This window comes from Thermus thermophilus HB8 (assembly GCF_000091545.1).
In the GTDB taxonomy this organism is placed as follows: Bacteria; Deinococcota; Deinococci; order Deinococcales; family Thermaceae; genus Thermus; species Thermus thermophilus.
Window position 1 is genome coordinate 1,313,612 of the sequence record NC_006461.1, and the last position, 16,332, is coordinate 1,329,943.

Here is a 16,332-nt window from a genome sequence, read left to right on the forward strand (position 1 = left end):
TCTGGCCGCCCTCTTGGAAGGGGGGTTGGCCTACGGGACCTACCGGGGCCTCTTCGCCCCGGAGGTGGCCGGCCCCTTGGCCAAGCTTCTGGTCCTCCTCCTGGTGGGCTACGGCCTTTACCAGAACCGCCACCTCAAAAGCCTCTACCTGGTCCTTCTCGGCCTCCTCCTCAACGCCCTCGTCATCTTCGCCAACGGGGGGCACATGCCCGTGAGCCCCACCGCCCTCCACCGGGCGGGCATCGGGGAGTTCGCGGACCTCCTCCGGGACAAAGGGGACGCGGTCCACGCGCTTCTGGACGAGAAGACCCGCCTCCCCTTCCTGGGGGACGTCATCCCCCTGCCTCCCCTGAGGAAGGTCGTGAGCCCGGGGGACCTCTTCATCCTCTTGGGGATCGTCGGCGTGGTGGTGGAGGGGGCCCTCAAGGGCGGGGTCCGCCTGCGGCGGAGGGCCCTCGCCCTCCGCCTCCTCCTTTACCTCGCCTTCGTCCTCGCCCTCCTCGCCCTGCGCGGGTAAGGCGGGGTGTAGTGTATATTCCCCAAGGGGCTATACCCCTGACCGGGAGGAAGCATGGCGTACCGGATCTGCTTGATTGAGGGCGACGGCATCGGGCACGAGGTCATCCCCGCGGCGCGGAGGGTGCTGGAGGCCACCGGCCTCCCCCTGGAGTTCGTGGAGGCGGAGGCGGGCTGGGAGACCTTTGAGAGAAGAGGGACCTCCGTCCCCGAGGAGACGGTGGAGAAGATCCTGTCCTGCCACGCCACCCTCTTCGGGGCCGCCACCAGCCCCACCCGTAAAGTGCCGGGCTTCTTCGGGGCGATCCGCTACCTCAGGCGCAGGCTGGACCTCTACGCCAACGTCCGCCCCGCCAAGAGCCGCCCCGTCCCGGGAAGCCGCCCCGGCGTGGACCTGGTCATCGTCCGGGAGAACACCGAAGGGCTTTACGTGGAGCAGGAAAGGCGCTACCTGGACGTGGCCATCGCCGACGCCGTCATCTCCAAGAAGGCCAGCGAGCGCATCGGCCGGGCCGCCTTAAGGATCGCCGAGGGCCGGCCCCGCAAAACCCTTCACATCGCCCACAAGGCCAACGTCCTCCCCCTCACCCAGGGGCTCTTCCTGGACACGGTCAAGGAGGTGGCCAAGGACTTCCCCCTGGTGAACGTGCAGGACATCATCGTGGACAACTGCGCCATGCAGCTCGTCATGCGTCCCGAGCGCTTTGACGTCATCGTCACCACCAACCTCCTGGGGGACATCCTCTCCGACCTCGCCGCGGGGCTCGTGGGGGGCCTGGGCCTCGCCCCCTCGGGCAACATCGGGGACACCACCGCGGTCTTTGAGCCCGTCCACGGCTCCGCCCCCGACATCGCCGGCAAGGGCATCGCCAACCCCACGGCGGCCATCCTCTCCGCGGCCATGATGCTGGACTACCTGGGGGAGAAGGAGGCGGCCAAGCGGGTGGAGAAGGCGGTGGACCTGGTGCTGGAGCGGGGGCCCAGGACCCCCGACCTGGGCGGGGACGCCACCACGGAAGCCTTCACCGAGGCCGTGGTGGAGGCGCTCAAGAGCCTGTAGGCGGGAAAGGCTTCCTGGCCCCCAAGGGGGGCCAGGAAGCCTTTTTAGGGGGTTGCCAGATGAAGAAAAAGCGTTATGCTAAGCCCTAGGGATTCGCAGTTGGCCTTCCCGAAGGCGCCGGTATAAGGAGGGGGTGTGTTCAAAAGCCTTAGCCAGCTCTTCCGACCCAGGGTTGAGGCCCTGGGCTTGGAGATCGGGGCCTCCGCCCTGAAGCTCGTGGAGGTGTCCGGGAACCCCCCTGCCCTCAAGGCCCTGGCCTCCCGCCCCACCCCGCCCGGCCTCCTGATGGAGGGAATGGTGGCCGAGCCCGCCGCGCTGGCCCAGGAGATCAAGGAGCTTCTCCTCGAGGCCCGCACCCGCAAGCGCTACGTGGTCACCGCCCTCTCCAACCTGGCGGTCATCCTCCGCCCCATCCAGGTCCCCAAGATGCCCCTCAAGGAGATGGAGGAGGCGGTGCGCTGGGAGGCGGAGCGCTACATTCCCTTCCCCATTGACGAGGTGGTCCTGGACTTCGCCCCCCTGACCCCCCTCTCCGAGGTGCAGGAGGGGGAGCAGGTCCAGGTGATGGTGGCGGCGGCGCGGCAGGAGGCGGTGGCGGGGGTCCTCGAGGCCCTGAGGGGGGCGGGGCTCGTCCCCGTGGTGCTGGACGTGAAGCCCTTCGCCGGGCTTTACCCTCTGGAGGCCAGGCTTGCGGAGGAGCCCGACCGGGTCTTCCTCGCCCTGGACATCGGGGCCGAGAGCACGAGCCTCGTCCTGCTCCGGGGGGACAAGCCCCTGGCGGTGCGCGTCCTCACCCTCTCGGGCAAGGACTTCACCGAGGCCATCGCCCGAAGCTTCAACCTGGACCTCCTCGCCGCCGAGGAGGTGAAGCGGACCTACGGGATGGCCACCCTCCCCACCGAGGACGAGGAGCTCCTCCTGGACTTTGACGCCGAGCGGGAGCGCTACAGCCCGGGGCGCATCTACGACGCCATCCGCCCGGTGCTGGTGGAGCTCACCCAGGAGCTCCGCCGTAGCCTGGAGTTCTTCCGCATCCAGCTGGAGGAGGCCTCGCCCGAGGTGGGCTACCTCCTGGGCGGGGGGAGCAAGCTCAGGGGGCTCGCCTCCCTCCTCACCGACACCCTGGGGGTGAACTTTGAGCCCGTCAACCCCTGGGAGGCGGTGGCGGTGGACCCCAAGCGCTTTGAGTCGGAGCAACTCCAGGAGATCGGGCCGGAGTTCGCCGTAGCCCTGGGCTTGGCGTTGAGGGGGGTGGAGCCCCTTGATTAGGCTGAACCTTCTCCCCAAAAACCTCCGGCGCCGGGTGGAGCCGGGCTGGTGGCGCCTCCTCGCCCTCCTCTTCGCCCTCGTGGTCCTCGGGGTCTTGGGGCTCGTCCACTACACCGCCTACACCGAGCTCTCCCTGGCCAAGGCGGAGCGGGACCAGCTCCAGGCGGAGGTGGAGGCCTTGAGGCCCTTCATCGCCGAGCTCGGCCGCCTGCAGGAGGAGCGTAAGGCCCTCGAGGCCCTCCTCGCCATCCGGGAAGGCCTGGAGAAAAACGCCGTGCCCTGGTCCCAGTACCTGGCCGCCTTCATCAACCAGATCCCCAGGGCGGGGGGGCGCCTCGAGGTGGCCCTCCGCTCGGTGAGCGCCCGCGCCCTCTCGGAAGAGGAGGCCGCCCGCCTGGCCCAGGAAGGCACCTACGACGGCAAGCGGATCCGGGTGGAGTTCGCCCTCCAGGGGGAGGCCCTGAGCCGGGAGGCCCTGGTCCGGTTCATCCGGGCCTTTGAGACCTCCCCCCGGTTCGGCATTGAGTTCCAGGGGGCCTCCCTGGACGAGGGCCGGGGGCTTTACACCTTCAGCGCCCGCGTGGGCGTGACGGGGGGTGAAAGCGGTGCTCGCTAGGCTGGGACAGCGGGAGTGGGCCCTCCTGGCCATGGTCCTCACCGCCCTCCTGGGGCTCCTCTGGTACTACCTGCTCATCGTGCCCACGAGGCAGGAGATCGCCACCGTCCGGCAGGAGATTGACCGCCTCACCATAGAGCGCAACCGCGGGCTCCAGGCCCGCCGGGCCCTTCCCGAGCTCCGCGCCACCATCGCCGCCCTTCAGGCCCAAAGGCTCGCCTTCCTCCGGGCCCTGCCCCGGGAGGAAAGGCTCGCCGAGGTCCTCTCCGAGGTGCTCCAGGACGCGGAGGCGAGCGGGGTGGTGGTCCGAAGCTTCACCCGAAGCCGCACCTCGGCCCCGGTGCCCGAGGTGCGGGCCGTGAACCTGGCCCTGGCCCTCGAGGCCCCCTTCCCCGAAACCTACGCCTACCTGCGGCGCCTGGAGGACCTCTCCCGCTTCAGCACCCTTTCCGGCCTCAACCTGAGCGTCCAGAGCCAGGAAGCGAACCCCACCCTCGCCACCAGCCTCACCTTGACCGTCTACGTGCTGGCCCAGGGGGTGGAGGCGGAAACGGGAGGGAGCACCCCATGAAGAACGCCTGGCAACGCCTGAAGGAAGCCTGGGCCAACCTGCCCAGGTCCACCAAGCTCCTCCTGGCGGCCCTCCTTCTCGTGGGGAACGTGGCCCTTTGGTACGTGGGCCTCTACCTCCCGGCCCAGGTGGCGGAAGCGCCCACCCCGGTCCCCTCCACGCAGGTCATCGAGGCCCCCCCGATCCCGCCCCTCGCCTCCCAGGAAGAGGCCAAGCCACAGGCCGAAGCCCCGGCCCAAGAGGAGGCCCAGGCGCCCGCTTCTTCCCAAGAGGAGGCCCAGGCGCCCCCGCCTGCCCCCGTGGCCCGGGCCGAGCCCCCGCCCCCGAACCCCTTCGTCCCCCTGGTGGTGGAAACCCCACCCCCACCTCCGGCCTCCGCCTCCCGCCCCACGCCCGTCCCCGAGGGGCCCGCCGTCCGGGTCCAGACCCCCGCCCAAGCCCCCCAGGCGGCCCCCGCCACCCGGCCCATCCCCGGGACCTCCGGCGCCCTCCCGGCGCCCAAGATCCTCTCCCCCGCGCTGTCCGCCCCCCTGCCCCAGGCCAGGGAGACGCCGCCCAAGGTCGCCGTGCCCACGGCGCTCGTGGAGGCCCCCCTCCCCGGGCCCGAGGAAAAGGGGGCGGAGAAGGCCCCCACCCCGGCCTCGCCGCTGGAGCGCCTGGTGGCGGAAAAGGGCCTCCGCCTCTCGGGGACCCTGCTCGGCCCCGTGAGCGTGGCCATCCTGGAGAGCAAGGAGGGCTACCTCGTCGTCCCGGCGGGAAGCCCCATCCCCGGCACGGAGGCCGTGGTGCGCCAGGTGGAGGAAGGAAGCGTGACCCTGGCCTTGAAGGAGGAAACCTTGAGCCTGTCCCTCGTCCAAGCTGGAGGTGGCCAATGAAGAGCGCGTGGATCCGTGCGGCCGTGATCGCCCTCGCAGGGCTAGGGGCTTTTGCCCTTGCGGGGAGCTTTCCCGAGGAGCCCCGCTTCCAGGCCCCGGTGAACCTCAAGGTCTCGGAATCCCAGGTCAAGGCGGGCCAGACCCTGCCCCTGGACGTGGTCCTCGAGGCCCTGGCAAGGAGCGTGGGGCTTCAGCCCCTCATCTACCGGGCCTACGACCCAAGCGGGGACCCCGCCAAGGCCCAGCCCCCCCTGCCCAACATCAAGCTGGACTTCCAGGGCAAGCCCTTCCGGGAGGTCTGGGACCTCCTCTTCGCCACCTACGGCAACCAGTACAGCCTGGACTACCTCTTCCTGCCCCCCGACGTGGTGGTGGTGGCCCCCACCCAGGTGATCACCGCCCTGGTGGACGCCCCGAGCCGCACGGGGGCCATGGAGCGTAGGCCCTACATCGTGGGCATCCCCGAGATCGCCTACAAGCGCACGGAGACGGACGCCCAGGGCCAGCCCCGCACGGTCGTCAACATTGAGGGCGCCAAGGCCTGGGTCCAGAACGACCTCCTCCCCTTCCTCTCCCGGGAGGCCGCGGGGCTCAACGTGAACTGGATCGTGGTGGAGGAGGGCGGGAGGCTCAAGGCCGTTCTCTCCGTTCTCGCCACCCCCGAGCAGCACGCCCGCTTCTCCGACATTCTGCAGCGGGCCGGGATTGACTTCCGCCCCCTCCCCGCCCTGGCCCAGCCCAAGCCCCGGGTGGAGAAGACCTACACCCTCACCTACGCCACCTTCCCCGAACTCCTCGCCTTCCTCCAGTCCCGCCTCCCCGAGGCCCAGATCAGCGTGGTCCCCACCAACCCCCAAAGGGCCATCGTCCTCGCCACCGAGGAGGACCACGCCCGCTTGAGCGAGCTTCTAAAGACGGCCGACGTCCCCAAGACCGTCCGCCGGGTCTACGCCCTGCAGAACCTCACCTTCGCTGAGGCCCAGGAGCGCCTAAAGCCCCTCCTGGAGAAGGACCTCAAGGGGGCCCGCCTGGAAAGCCTCCCCGGCAACCCCAAGGCCCTCCTCCTCGAGGCCCCCGAGGCGGAGCACGCCCTCTTCGCCGAGATCCTGAAGGCCCTGGACGTCCCCCCCCAGGCCCCCCAAGCCCCCCAGGAGGCCACCTTGCGGCGCCTCTACCCCCTGCGCTACGCCAACGCCGAGCAGGTGGCCCCCTTCCTCGCCCGGGAGGTGCCGGGGATCGTGGTCCAGACCGTTCCCGGCCAGCCCGTCCTCTCGGTGCGGGGCACGGAGAAGCAGCTCGCCGAGGTGGAAAGCCTCCTCGCCCAGATTGACCGGGCCCCCGAGCAAGGCCCTCCCGTGTTCCAGCGGGCCTACCAGCTCTCCAACGCCAAGGCGGTGGAGCTCGCCCAGGTGCTCCAGGAGGCGCTCAAGGCCCGGCAGGCCCAAAACCAGGGCCAGCAGAACCAGGCCCTCCCCACCCGGGAGGCCACGGTGGTGGCCGACCCCAGGACCAACACCCTCATCGTCACCGGCACCCAGGAGGACCTCGCCCTGGTGGAGGGCCTCATCCCCAAGCTGGACCAGCCCGTGCCCCAGGTTTCCTTGCGGGTGCGCATCCAGGAGGTCCAGTCCAACCTGACCCGTAGCCTCGGCCTCAAGTGGAACAGCATCGCCGGCGGCAACGTGGCGGCCAGCATCCTGGACTCGGGCCTTTCCCTCATCTTTGACTCCACGCGAAGCCTCGCCGCCCTCAACATCATGGCCACCCTGGACGCCCTGCAGCAACAGGGCCTCTCCCGGGCCCTCCGGGACGTGAACCAGACCGTCCTCAACAACCAGACCGCCCGCCTGCAGTCCGGCGAGACCTTCTTCATCCGGCGGGTGGTGAACGACCAGGTGGAACGGGTCCCCTTTGACGTGGGGCTCATCGTGGAGGTCACGCCCCAGATCACCGCCGACGGCCAGATCCTCCTCAACATCAAGGCCGAGATCTCGGGGAACGTCCAGCGCAACCCCGTGGACGGGGACGTGGACCGCTTCACCAAGCAGGTGGTGACCACCACCCTCAGGGTCAAAGACGGGGAGACCGTGGTCCTCGGGGGCCTCACCTCCCAGGAGTCCAACCAGAGCCAGCAGGGGGTGCCCCTCCTCATGGACATCCCCCTGATCGGCGAACTCTTCAAGCAGCGGACGAACGAGAGCACCGACAAGGAGCTTTTGGTGGTGATCACCGCCGACATCCTCAAGGAGACGGCCTCGGCGAACCCCTAAGAGGCCGGGCGTTCCGCAAGGGGGGCCCGTGGGCCCCCCTTTGGCCTACAATGTCCCCATGCGGTTTCTCACGGCAGGCGAGTCCCACGGGCCCGAGCTTCTCGCCATCATTGAAGGGCTTCCCGCCGGGCTTCCCCTCAGCGAGGAGGACATCAACCCCTGGCTGGAGAAGCGGCAGAAGGGCTACGGCCGGGGCCGGCGCATGGTCATTGAGCGCGACCGGGTGGAGTTCCGCGCCGGGGTGAGGGGCGGGCGCACCACGGGCGCCCCCGTGGCCCTGGCCATCAAGAACGCCGACTTCAAGAACTGGGCCGAGATCATGGACCCCGCCCCGGGGAACTGGCCCAGGAAACGGGCCCTGACCGCGGCCAGGCCGGGCCACGCCGACCTCGCCGGGGGCATGAAGTACGGGCACAAGGACCTGAGGGACGTGCTAGAAAGGGCGAGCGCCCGGGAGACGGCCATGCGGGTGGCCGTGGGGGCCGTGGCCCTGAAGCTCCTCTCCCTCCTCGGGGTGGAGGGGGTGGGGTACGTCCCGGGGATGGCGGGGGTGTGGGCCAAGGTGCCCTTCTCTTGGGACCTGGTGCCCCGCATTGAGGAAAGCCCCCTGCGCATGACCGACCCCGAGGCGGAGGCCGAGGCGATCCGCCGCATTGACCAGGCCAAGGCCGAGGGGGACACCCTGGGCGGGATCATTGAGGCCCGCTTCCGGGGGCTCGTGCCGGGGCTTGGGAGCCACGTCCACTGGGACCGGAAGCTGGACGGGAGGCTGGCCCAGATGGCCCTCTCCATCCCGGCGGTGAAGGGGGTGGAGATCGGCCCCGCCTTTGAAAACGCCATGAAGCGGGGCTCCGAGGTGCACGACGCCATCTACTGGAGCCCGGAGCGGGGCTTCTACCGGAAGACCAACCGGGCAGGGGGGCTGGAAGGGGGCATGACCACGGGGGAGGAGCTCGTGGTCCGGGCCGCCCTCAAGCCCATCGCCACCCTGATGAAGCCCCTTCCCACCGTGGACGTGGTGACCCACGAGCCCAAGGACGCCGCCAGGGAGAGAAGCGACACCACGGCGGTGCCCGCGGCGAGCGTCATCCTCTGCGCCCTCTCGGCCATCGTCCTGGCCCAGGCCTACCTGGAGAAGTTCGGGGGGGACACCATGGAGGAGATCCAGGAACGGGTGGAGCGCTACCGGGAGCGGGTGCGGGCCTACTGAGCCCGGCCCAGGTAGGATGGGAGGATGGCCCGCCTCGAGGTTCCCCGTCCCGCCACCTTCGTCACCCTCACCGGGTTCATGGGGGTGGGGAAAAGCCGCATCGGGCGGGAGCTCGCCCGGGCGCTCATGCTCCACTTCATTGACCTGGACCGCTACATTGAGCGGCGCACCGGGATCTCCATCCCCGACATCTTCCGCCACCTCGGGGAGGAGGCCTTCCGCAGGATGGAGAAGGAAGCGGTGCGGGAGCTCGTGGGAAAGGACTACCTGGTCCTCTCCCTGGGCGGGGGAACCTTCATGGACCCGGAAAGCCAAAAGGCCCTCCTCGGCCGCGGGCCCGTGGTGGCCCTATGGGCGAGCCCCGAGACCATCCTGGAAAGGGCCATGCGCAAGCCCGGGGAAAGGCCCCTCCTCCAGGTGGAAAACCCCCTGGAGAGGATCCGGACCCTCCTCGAGGCCCGGGCCCCCGTCTACCGCAAGGCCCACATCCACGTCTCCACCGACGGGCGTCGCGTGGAGGAAGTGGTGGAGGAGATCGTAGAGAAGCTCTGGCGCCATGCAGAGGCTAGAGGTGCGTGAACCCGTCCCCTACCCCATCCTCGTGGGGGAAGGGGTCCTGAAGGAGGTCCCCCCGCTTGCGGGCCCCGCCGCCCTCCTCTTTGACCGGAGGGTGGAGGGCTTCGCCCAGGAGGTGGCGAAGGCCCTGGGCGTGCGCCACCTCCTGGGGCTCCCCGGGGGAGAGGCGGCGAAGTCCTTGGAGGTCTACGGGAAGGTCCTGTCCTGGCTTGCGGAAAAGGGGCTTCCCCGGAACGCCACCCTTCTCGTGGTGGGGGGCGGGACCCTCACGGACCTGGGCGGCTTCGTGGCCGCCACCTACCTCCGGGGGGTGGCCTACCTCGCCTTCCCCACCACCACCTTGGCCATCGTGGACGCGAGCGTGGGGGGGAAGACCGGGATCAACCTGCCCGAGGGGAAGAACCTGGTGGGGGCCTTCCACTTCCCCCAAGGGGTCTACGCCGAGCTTAGGGCGCTTAAGACCCTTCCCCTCCCCACCTTCAAGGAGGGCCTGGTGGAGGCCTTCAAGCACGGGCTCATCGCCGGGGACGAGGCCCTTCTCAAGGTGGAGGACCTCACGCCGCAAAGCCCCCGCCTCGAGGCCTTCTTGGCCAGGGCGGTGGCGGTGAAGGTGCGGGTCACCGAGGAAGACCCCCTGGAGAAGGGAAAAAGGCGCCTTTTAAACCTCGGCCACACCCTGGGCCACGCCCTGGAGGCCCAAACCCGCCACGCCCTCCCCCACGGGATGGCCGTGGCCTACGGCCTCCTCTACGCCGCCCTTCTGGGAAGGGCCCTCGGGGGCGAGGACCTTTTGCCCCCCGTGCGCCGCCTCCTCCTCTGGCTCTCCCCCCCTCCCCTGCCGCCTTTGGCCTTTGAAGACCTCCTCCCCTACCTCCTCCGGGACAAGAAGAAGGTCTCGGAAAGCCTCCACTGGGTGGTGCCCCTGGCCCCGGGGAGGCTTGTGGTGCGCCCCTTGCCCGAAGGCCTCCTCCGGGAGGCCTTCGCCGCCTGGCGGGAGGAGCTTAAAGGGCTTGGCCTCCTCCGCTAGGCGCCCGCAACCTGGAACCCCGGCGCAAGCCGGCACGGGGTGGCCTCAAAGCCCCACCCCCACGGGCCTCAGCACCCCGCGCTTGGCCTTGCCGAAGTCCAGGGGGAACTCCCCCGCCGCCGTCTTCAGGACCACGAGGGCCAGGGGGTGGTCCTCCCCCTCCCAGGCCACCCCCTCCCCCGTGGCGAAGGCCAGGGCCCTGGGGTCTTCCGGGGTAAGGGCGAGGCGGGGAAGCCCCTCGGGCCAAGGGAGGGTGGCCCCGAAGGCGAGGGCGAGGGCCCTCGCGGGGAGGAAGCGGCCCTTCTGCACCTTGCCCAGGTAGAGGCCCGGGGCAGGGGCCTTGAGGCCCAAGAGGGTGGGAAGCCCCTCGGGGAGGAGGTAGAGGTGGCCTGCCCGGTCAAGGACGGGGCCTTCCAAGGTAAGCCCCGCCTCCTCCAAAAAGCCCCTAAAGGCCCGCAGGGCCTCCTGGGAGAGGGGGGAAGGGCGTTCCAGGCGCGGCGTGCTCCAGGCCCCCCCCTCCTTGCGGAAGCGGGCGAGGAAGTGGCCCTCCCCCTCGAGGCGGTGGGGCCAGAGCCTCGCGGTCTTAAGGAGCTCCGGGTTCCCCTCCCCCCACTCCGGCACCCCCGGGGCGAAAAGGGGGTGGAGGCGGGCGTCCTCGAGGCGGAACTCCGGGTGCGCCTTGAGGAAGTGGGCCACCACCCCCTCGTTCTCCTCGGGGGCGAAGGTGCAGGTGGAGTAGACCAACACCCCCCCAGGCCCCAGGAGCCTCGAGGCCTGGGCCAGGAGGGCCTTCTGCACCTCCGCCATCCTCTTGGGCGCCGAGGGCCCCCAGTGGCGCGCGGCCTCCCTGTCCTTGCGGAACATCCCCTCCCCCGAGCAGGGGGCGTCCAGGAGGACCCGGTGGAAGTAGGTCCCGAAGGCCTCGGCCAGGGCCCTGGGAGGGGCCTGGGTCACGGCGAGGGGGGCCCCCCAGCGCTCCACGTTCTCCAGAAGGCCCCGCACCCGTTTGCCGTCCACCTCGTTGGCCAAAAGAAGCCCCTTCCCCCCCATGCGGGCGGCGAGGTGGGTGGTCTTGCCCCCCGGGGCCGCCGCGAGGTCCAAGACCCTTTCCCCGGGCTTCGGGTCCAGGAGGACCCCCACCGCCTGGGCGCTCGGCTCCTGGATGTAGTAGAGCCCGGCGTAGAAGAAGGGGTGGGGGCCGGGCCTGGCCTCCTCGGGGTAGTAAAACCCCTCCTGGCACCAGGGAATGGGCCGTAGGGGCCAGGGGGAGATCCTCTGAAAGGCCTCGGGGGGAAGCTTCAGGGTGTTCACCCGGAGGCCGTAGGTGCGCTTCCCCTCCGTGAGGGCCTTGAGGAAGGCGGGAAACTCCTCGCCCAGAAGCTCGGCCATGCGGGAAAGGAAGGCCTTGGGCAGCACCCGTGTACCCTAGCACGGAAGGCCCGAAGGCCTCAAGGGATACCATGGGCCCATGATCGTCGCCCTGGGGGCCGACCTGGTGGAGATCGCCCGCGTGGAAAGGCTCCTTTCCCGCCACGGGGAGAGGGCCTTGAGGCGGCTTTTTCACGAGGAGGAGGTGGCCTACGCCCTCGCCCGCCAAAACCCTTTCCCGAGCCTCGCCGCCCGCCTTGCGGCCAAGGAGGCCTTCCAGAAGTGCTGGCCGGAAAGCCTCTCCTGGAAGGAGGTCTGGGTGGGGATGGAAGGGAAAAGGCCCGCCCTTCGCTTCGCCCCCCGAATAGAAGCCCGCATGGCGGAGGAAGGGCTTTTCGCCCACCTCTCCCTAAGCCACGAGCGGAGCCACGCCTTGGCGGTGGTGGTCCTCGAGGCTAGGGCACGAGGCGGAGGATGAAGGCGTAGCGGTAGACCTCTCCCCTTCCCGCCGCCAAAGCCCCCCGGACCATGTTCCAAAGCACCAAGGCCAAAAGGGCGAGGGCTAAGGGATACACAACAACAATCCCCACCACGGTGAGGGCCAGGAGGAAAAGCCCCAGCCCGTAAAGGGTGTAGCTGATCTGGCCGTTCAAGGACTCCTTGGCATGGGCCTGGACGAAGGGGGTCTTGGGCCCCAAGAAGAGGATGGCGAGAGGGAGGAGGACCTGGCCGATGAGGAGGAAGTACCCCACCAAAGGGGCCAGGTGGGCCACCGCCGCCCAGGTCCGCTCCTCCGGGGAAGGGATCACCAGGCCACCTCCTCCACCTCTTCCCGGATGCGGATGGGCCCCTGCTTCTCCGGCCTCAGGCCCGTCTTGTCCTGATAAAAGGCCCGGATGGCGGCGAAGTCCCGGCGGATGTCCCCGGTCGGGTAGAGGTAGCCCCCGATGCCCACCTCCTTCCGCCGGAAGTCGGCGTACCCCAGGGCGATGGGCACCCCCGCCTTCAGGGCCATGTAGTAAAACCCGGTGCGCCAGTAGGGGGCCTTGCCCCGGGTCCCCTCCGGGGTGATGAGGATGGCGATCTCCTCCTCCCGGCGGAAGATCTCCGCCACCTGGTCCACGAGGCCCTCCCGCCGGGAACGGTCCACGGGGATGCCCCCTAAGGCCCGCATGAGGTGGCCGAGGGGGGGCTTGAAGAGCTCCTTCTTGCCCAGCCAGCGGGCGCGGATGCGGGCCCCCCAAAGGGCCAAAAGGCCCACCACGAAGTCCCAGTTGGAGGTGTGGGGGGCGCCGATGAGGACGTACTTCCGCGAGGGAGGGGGCGCGACCTTAAGCTCCCAGCCGAAAAGCCTCAGGAGAAAGCGGGCGAGCTTCTGCATGCCTCCTAGGAGTATACCGCGTGTGGTACACTAAAGGGTAACGCCGGGTGGGGCCTTCCCCACCCCTTTTCGTGGAGGGCGCATGCACAAGGTGGTCATCGTGGGCAGGCCCAACGTGGGCAAATCCAGCCTCTTCAACCGCCTCCTCAAGAAGCGGAGCGCGGTGGTGGCGGACGTGCCCGGGGTCACCCGCGACCTTAAAGAGGGCGTGGTGGAAACCGACCGGGGCCGGTTCCTCCTGGTGGACACGGGGGGGCTCTGGTCCGGGGACAAGTGGGAGAAGAAGATCCAGGAGAAGGTGGACCGGGCCCTGGAGGACGCCGAGGTGGTGCTCTTCGCCGTGGACGGGCGGGCCGAGCTCACCCAGGCGGACTACGAGGTGGCCGAGTACCTGCGGAGGAAGGGGAAGCCCGTGATCCTCGTGGCCACCAAGGTGGACGACCCCAAGCACGAGCTCTACCTGGGCCCCCTCTACGGCCTCGGCTTCGGCGACCCCATCCCCACCTCCAGCGAGCACGCGAGGGGGCTGGAGGAGCTCCTCGAGGCCATCTGGGAGAGGCTTCCCGTACGCCAGATAGAGACCGAGCCCGAGGTGGCGGGCATCCGGCTCGCCATCGTGGGCCGGCCCAACGCCGGGAAGTCCAGCCTCTTGAACGCCATCCTGGGGGAGGAGCGGGTCATCGTCTCCGAGGAGCCGGGCACCACCCGGGACGCCATTGACGTGGAGTTCTTCTTCGGCGGCCAGCGCTTCGTCCTCGTGGACACCGCCGGGATCCGCAAGCGGCCCGAAAACCTCGTGGAGGAGCTCGCCATCCGGCGGAGCCTTAGGGCCATGGACGAGGCGGACGTGGTCCTCCTCGTGGTGGACCCCTTCCAGGTGGGGGACCGGGAGCTCAAGCTCGCCAACGAGGCCCTGGACCGGGGCAAGCCCGTCCTTTTGGTCATCACCAAGTGGGACCTGGTGGACAAGGAGGACGCCCCCAAGATGCGGCGCCTCCTCCGGGAAAAGCTCGCCCACCTGGACCACCTCCCCCGGGTCTTCACCTCCGCCCTGACGCGGCAGAACCTGGACCGGATCTTCCGGGAGGCGGTGCGCCTTCACGAACTCAACCAGACCCGCGTCCCCACCGCCGAGCTCAACCGCTGGGTGGCGGTCTGGACGAGCCGCGTGCAGATGCCGAACTTCAAGGGCAAGCCCCTCAAGATCCTCTACGCCACCCAGCCCGAGGTGGCCCCGCCCACCTTCGTCTTCTTCGTGAACCACCCGGAGTTCGTCACCCGGGCCTTTGAGAACTACCTGAAAAACCGCATCGGCGAGGACCTGGGCCTAAGAGAGGTGCCCTTCCGCCTGGTCTTCCGGGGAAGGAGGGAGGAGTAGCGCCATCCCCTCCACCGCCCCCGTCCGCAAGGAGAGGTGGGCCAGGGGGGTGAGGGGGGTGGGCTCGGGGTTCACCTCCACCAGGTAGGCCCCCGAGGCGAAGGCGATCCGGCCCAAGGAGGCCGCGGGCTCCACCTCGGCGCTGGTGCCCACCACCAAGGCGAAGTCGGCCTCGGCGAAGGCCCTTTCCGCCCTCTCCCAAGCCCCTTCCGGCAGAAACTCCCCGAACCAGACCACATCGGGCCGGGCCCGGTGGCCGCAGGCCGGGCAGAAGGGGGGCGGGGCGAAGGCCTCCGGCAAGGGAAACCGCTTCCCGCAGGCCTCGCACCGGGCCCTGAGGAGGTTGCCGTGGAGCTCCACCAGGTTCTGGCTTCCCGCGAGGGCGTGAAGGCCGTCCACGTTCTGGGTGACGAGGAGGAAGCTTCCCCCCCGGGAGAGGATGCGCCTCTCCAGCTCCACTAGGGCGTAGTGGGCCGGGTTGGGCTTGGCCTCCCGCACCTTCTGGATGCGCCAGGCGTACCAGGCCCAGACCTTCTCCGGGTCCCGGGCGTAGGCCTCGGGGGTGGCGTAGTCCAGGGGGTTGAAGTTTTTCCAAAGCCCCTCGGCGTCCCGGAAGGTGGGGATGCCGGAGGGCTTGGAGATGCCCGCCCCCGTGAGGACCGCCACCCGCCTCGCCTCCTCCAGGCGCTTCCGGGCTTCCTCCAACCGCTCCATGGCCCCATCGTATCCTTAACCCATGAGGCTCTTCACCCCCGAGGCCATGCGGGAGGCGGACCGGAAGGCCGTGGAGCGGGGCTACCCGAGCCTCCTTCTCATGGAGTGGGCGGGGATGAAGGCGGCGAGGGTCTACCTGGAGCTCTTCGGCAAGGCCCCCGCCCTCGTCCTCGCGGGCAAGGGGAATAACGGCGGGGACGGCCTCGTCCTCGCCCGCCACCTCCTCCTGGAGGGGGTAGGGGTGCGGGTCTATGCCGCAGGGGGCCAAACCGGGGACGCCCTCCTCGCCCTCCAGGCCCTCCTCGCCCACGGGGTGGAGGTAAGGCCCCTGGAGGAGGCTTCCTTCCGGGAGGGGGAGGTGGTGGTGGACGCCCTCTTCGGCACCGGTCTTAAAGGGCCCCTCACGGACTTTTACGCCGAACTCGTGGAGCGGGTGAACCGGGCAGGCCTCCCCGTCCTCGCCCTGGACCTCCCCTCGGGCCTCCCCTTTAGCCCCCACGTGCGGGCCACGGCCACCGTGGCCTTCGCCGCCCTCAAGACCCCGCACCTTTTCCAGAGGGAGGCCTGCGGGAAGCTTTACCTGGCGGAGATCGGCCTGCCCAAGCCCCTCCTGGAAAGGGAGGACCTCCCCGAGGTGGCAAGTCCCGAGGCCCTAAGGCCCCTCCTCCCCAGGCGCCCCCTCACCGCCCACAAGGGAAGCGTGGGCCGGGTGGGGGTCTTAGGGGGGTACCAGGGGGAGGACCTCCGCTACGCCGGGGCGCCCCTCCTCGCCGCCCTTGGGGCCTACCGCATGGGGGCGGGGCTCGTGCACCTGGTGGCGCCGGAGGGCACGCCTCTAGAGCCCCTCGAGGCCGTCTTCCACCCCGTCCCCTCCCCTGCCCTTCCCCCCCTCAAGGCGGAGGCCCTGGCCGTGGGGATGGGCGGGGGGCCCTGGGGGAGGGCGTGGGCCCTAAAGGCCCTGGAGGCCCGCCTTCCCACCGTCTTGGACGCGGACGCCCTCCACCCGGAGGTGGCCGAGGCCTACCGGAAGGCGGGCGTCCCCGCCGTCCTTACCCCCCACGCGGGGGAGGCGGGGAGGCTCCTTGGGATTTCCCCTGAGGAAGTGGCCAAAGACCCCCTGGGGGCGGCCCGGGCCTTGGCGGAGCGGACGGGGCTTGCCGTGGTCCTCAAGGGGAACCCCACGGTGGTGGCGGAAGGGGAAAGGCTTTCCGTGAACCCCACGGGAAACCCCGCCCTGGCCACAGGGGGGACGGGGGACGTGCTTTCAGGGGCCATCGCCGCCCTCTTGGCCGCGGGGCTTAGGCCTTTTGACGCGGCCAGGCTTGGGGTCTTTCTCCACGGCCTCGCCGGGGACCTCCTGGCCGAGGAGAAGGGGGTGGGGCTCCTCGCCCGGGAGGTGGCGGAGGCCCTCCCCCGGGCAAGGAGGCTCCTCCAGGAGGGAAGGGTGCCCCCGGCCTTCTTCCCGCGGTAGCCTGGTATATTCGGGTGGGGTTTTGCCCGG

At 69.9% G+C, this 16,332-nt stretch carries 17 protein-coding genes; 13 read left to right on the forward strand and 4 right to left on the reverse strand.

Going from position 1 to position 16,332, the window contains the following annotated elements; genetic code table 11:
• Positions 1–25 precede the first annotated feature (25 nt).
• The 10 genes from TTH_RS06975 (at position 26) to TTH_RS07020 (ending at position 9,990) form a co-directional block, all read left to right on the forward strand.
• Positions 26–517 carry a DUF5317 domain-containing protein gene (locus TTH_RS06975; RefSeq protein WP_011173430.1) on the forward strand — a complete coding sequence of 164 codons (492 nt, stop codon included), beginning with the start codon at positions 26–28 and terminating at the stop codon, positions 515–517.
• A 54-nt stretch (positions 518–571) separates the two neighbouring features.
• Positions 572–1,576, forward strand: a complete 1,005-nt coding sequence (locus TTH_RS06980; protein WP_011173431.1) for a homoisocitrate dehydrogenase — start codon at positions 572–574, stop codon at positions 1,574–1,576.
• 135 nt (positions 1,577–1,711) lie between these two features.
• On the forward strand, positions 1,712–2,845 hold the full coding sequence (gene pilM / locus TTH_RS06985; protein WP_011228636.1) for a type IV pilus assembly protein PilM: 1,134 nt from the start codon (positions 1,712–1,714) through the stop codon (positions 2,843–2,845).
• The gene (locus TTH_RS06990; RefSeq protein WP_011228637.1) at positions 2,838–3,461 is read left to right on the forward strand and encodes a competence protein; all 624 of its coding nucleotides are present in this window, start codon (positions 2,838–2,840) and stop codon (positions 3,459–3,461) included. Before pilM ends, TTH_RS06990 begins: the two co-directional genes overlap by 8 nt.
• A complete protein-coding gene (gene pilO, locus TTH_RS06995) occupies positions 3,451–4,032 on the forward strand; it encodes a type 4a pilus biogenesis protein PilO (RefSeq protein ID WP_011173434.1) in 582 nt (193 codons plus the stop codon). Before TTH_RS06990 ends, pilO begins: the two co-directional genes overlap by 11 nt.
• Positions 4,029–4,907 carry a competence protein gene (locus tag TTH_RS07000; RefSeq protein WP_011228638.1) on the forward strand — a complete coding sequence of 293 codons (879 nt, stop codon included), beginning with the start codon at positions 4,029–4,031 and terminating at the stop codon, positions 4,905–4,907. The genes pilO and TTH_RS07000 overlap by 4 nt, the downstream gene beginning before the upstream one ends.
• Positions 4,904–7,177 (forward strand): secretin N-terminal domain-containing protein, encoded by a 2,274-nt coding sequence (locus TTH_RS07005; protein WP_011228639.1) that lies wholly within the window; start codon positions 4,904–4,906, stop codon positions 7,175–7,177. The genes TTH_RS07000 and TTH_RS07005 overlap by 4 nt, the downstream gene beginning before the upstream one ends.
• Positions 7,178–7,235: 58 nt before the next feature.
• Positions 7,236–8,387: a chorismate synthase gene (aroC, locus tag TTH_RS07010; RefSeq protein ID WP_011228640.1), complete on the forward strand. Its 1,152-nt coding sequence runs from the start codon at positions 7,236–7,238 to the stop codon at positions 8,385–8,387.
• A 24-nt stretch (positions 8,388–8,411) separates the two neighbouring features.
• Positions 8,412–8,966 carry a shikimate kinase gene (locus tag TTH_RS07015; RefSeq protein WP_008632876.1) on the forward strand — a complete coding sequence of 185 codons (555 nt, stop codon included), beginning with the start codon at positions 8,412–8,414 and terminating at the stop codon, positions 8,964–8,966.
• Positions 8,944–9,990, forward strand: a complete 1,047-nt coding sequence (locus TTH_RS07020) for a 3-dehydroquinate synthase (RefSeq protein ID WP_011228641.1) — start codon at positions 8,944–8,946, stop codon at positions 9,988–9,990. The genes TTH_RS07015 and TTH_RS07020 overlap by 23 nt, the downstream gene beginning before the upstream one ends.
• A gap of 45 nt (positions 9,991–10,035) precedes the next feature.
• Here TTH_RS07020 and rsmF read toward each other — a convergent pair whose 3' ends face one another.
• Positions 10,036–11,406 carry a 16S rRNA (cytosine(1407)-C(5))-methyltransferase RsmF gene (gene rsmF / locus TTH_RS07025; protein ID WP_011228642.1) on the reverse strand — a complete coding sequence of 457 codons (1,371 nt, stop codon included), beginning with the start codon at positions 11,404–11,406 and terminating at the stop codon, positions 10,036–10,038.
• 52 nt (positions 11,407–11,458) lie between these two features.
• Between rsmF and TTH_RS07030 the strand changes: the two genes are divergently transcribed.
• On the forward strand, positions 11,459–11,836 hold the full coding sequence (locus TTH_RS07030) for a 4'-phosphopantetheinyl transferase superfamily protein (protein ID WP_011173441.1): 378 nt from the start codon (positions 11,459–11,461) through the stop codon (positions 11,834–11,836).
• Here the strand turns inward: TTH_RS07030 and TTH_RS07035 are convergent.
• Complete coding sequence (locus TTH_RS07035; protein ID WP_011228643.1) at positions 11,814–12,167, reverse strand: DUF4870 domain-containing protein; 354 nt, start codon at positions 12,165–12,167, stop codon at positions 11,814–11,816. The two genes, TTH_RS07030 and TTH_RS07035, sit on opposite strands and share 23 nt — an antisense overlap.
• Positions 12,164–12,739, reverse strand: coding sequence for a lysophospholipid acyltransferase family protein (locus TTH_RS07040; protein WP_011228644.1), 576 nt, complete (start codon positions 12,737–12,739; stop codon positions 12,164–12,166). Before TTH_RS07040 ends, TTH_RS07035 begins: the two co-directional genes overlap by 4 nt.
• Positions 12,740–12,821: 82 nt before the next feature.
• Here TTH_RS07040 and der point away from each other — a divergent pair, with 82 nt between their 5' ends.
• The gene (der, locus tag TTH_RS07045) at positions 12,822–14,117 is read left to right on the forward strand and encodes a ribosome biogenesis GTPase Der (RefSeq protein WP_011228645.1); all 1,296 of its coding nucleotides are present in this window, start codon (positions 12,822–12,824) and stop codon (positions 14,115–14,117) included.
• On the opposite strand, the gene TTH_RS07050 is transcribed toward der, so the two are convergent.
• Positions 14,067–14,831, reverse strand: a complete 765-nt coding sequence (locus TTH_RS07050) for an SIR2 family NAD-dependent protein deacylase (RefSeq protein ID WP_011228646.1) — start codon at positions 14,829–14,831, stop codon at positions 14,067–14,069. The genes der and TTH_RS07050 overlap by 51 nt on opposite strands.
• Before the next feature lie 22 nt (positions 14,832–14,853).
• Between TTH_RS07050 and TTH_RS07055 the strand changes: the two genes are divergently transcribed.
• Positions 14,854–16,302, forward strand: a complete 1,449-nt coding sequence (locus TTH_RS07055) for a bifunctional ADP-dependent NAD(P)H-hydrate dehydratase/NAD(P)H-hydrate epimerase (RefSeq protein WP_011228647.1) — start codon at positions 14,854–14,856, stop codon at positions 16,300–16,302.
• Positions 16,303–16,332 lie beyond the last annotated feature (30 nt).